At 54.9% G+C, this 1,174-nt stretch carries 2 protein-coding genes; both read left to right on the forward strand.

What is annotated here, in order from left to right; translation table 11 throughout:
• Positions 1 to 873 (forward strand): glucosaminidase domain-containing protein (locus tag ABCN01_RS02215; protein WP_343014168.1); only part of this gene is annotated, 873 nt, incomplete at its 5' end.
• A 75-nt stretch (positions 874 to 948) separates the two neighbouring features.
• Positions 949 to 1,174: hypothetical protein (locus tag ABCN01_RS02220; RefSeq protein WP_343014169.1), on the forward strand; the 226-nt coding region annotated here is incomplete at its 3' end.

Here is a 1,174-nt window from a genome sequence, read left to right on the forward strand (position 1 = left end):
CCCGGCGAGTACACCCTCTACCTCGACGTGATCGACGGCGAGCAGGCCAAGCACCTCACCCGCAAGGTGACGGTCGAGGACCGCTTCAGCGTCGAGGGCCTCGACGTCTCCGGCGAGGCGCGCTCCGGCAAGCCGCTCAGGCTCCAGGCCAGGGTCTCCGGCGACACCTCCGGCCTCAAGTACAAGTTCGTCTGGGAGAAGGGCGGATGGGCCAAGTGGGGCACCGTCGGCGGCGGCTCCACATCATCCGCCTCCTGCGAGTGGACCCCCTCCGAGCCCGGCGAGTACACCCTCTACCTCGACGTGATCGACGGCGAGCAGGCCAAGCACCTCACCCGCAAGGTGACGGTCGACGGAACCCCAATTATGGGGGTATCGACGGCATCTGCTGAGTCGATGGCTCGTTTGTATGTTTCTACTGGGTATGTATATCCTTCAGAGGTCTATTCACAAAAGGGTGCTTCTAACATTGCTGAGTTCTGCAATCAGATTGTTTTAGCTTCTTCTTCTGAGGGCGTAAGGCCAGAGGTTGTATTCGCTCAGGCCATGCTGGAGACGGGATGGCTTCAGTTCGGGGGGTCAGTTTCTGCTGATCAGTGCAACTTTGCTGGATTGGGGGCCACTGGTGCTCAGGTCGGTGGAGCTAGATTCGATAGCGTGTACCAAGGGCTTCTTGCTCAATCTCAGCATTTAAAGGGTTATGCGACCCATATGCCTTTGAATAACTCTTGTGTTGATCCGCGTTATCAGATACTGATTGCAAAGGGGCGCCTTGGGACAGCTCCGTGTCTAGAGGATCTCAACGGATTATGGGCAGTTCCCGGTGAGGGGTATGGTCAAAGAATCGCATTGATTATCGATAAGCTAATTTAACCATGCTCATTTTACGTTTGGACTAGATGTTATTTATTGCTGTCTTATTCGTTCGCTCTGTAAAGGTGGCTGATTTTGATGAAGGGTGTTTGCCGGAAGCTCGTCGCTGCATTATTGTTTGCCTTGCTGATTTGGCCAATTACAACATCGCATTCATTTGCGACCGAACAAGACTCTTTATCCCGATTTAATGATTTAGTCGCTACGCCTGTTGATCAACTGGTGGACTTCTCCCTCGACGGCCTCGCCGCAGAGGCCACCGACGGTGGGTCGCCCCTTCTAGGCGATGAGTGCGAGCTTG

Source organism: Collinsella aerofaciens, from assembly GCF_039062365.1.
Classification (GTDB): domain Bacteria; phylum Actinomycetota; class Coriobacteriia; order Coriobacteriales; family Coriobacteriaceae; genus Collinsella.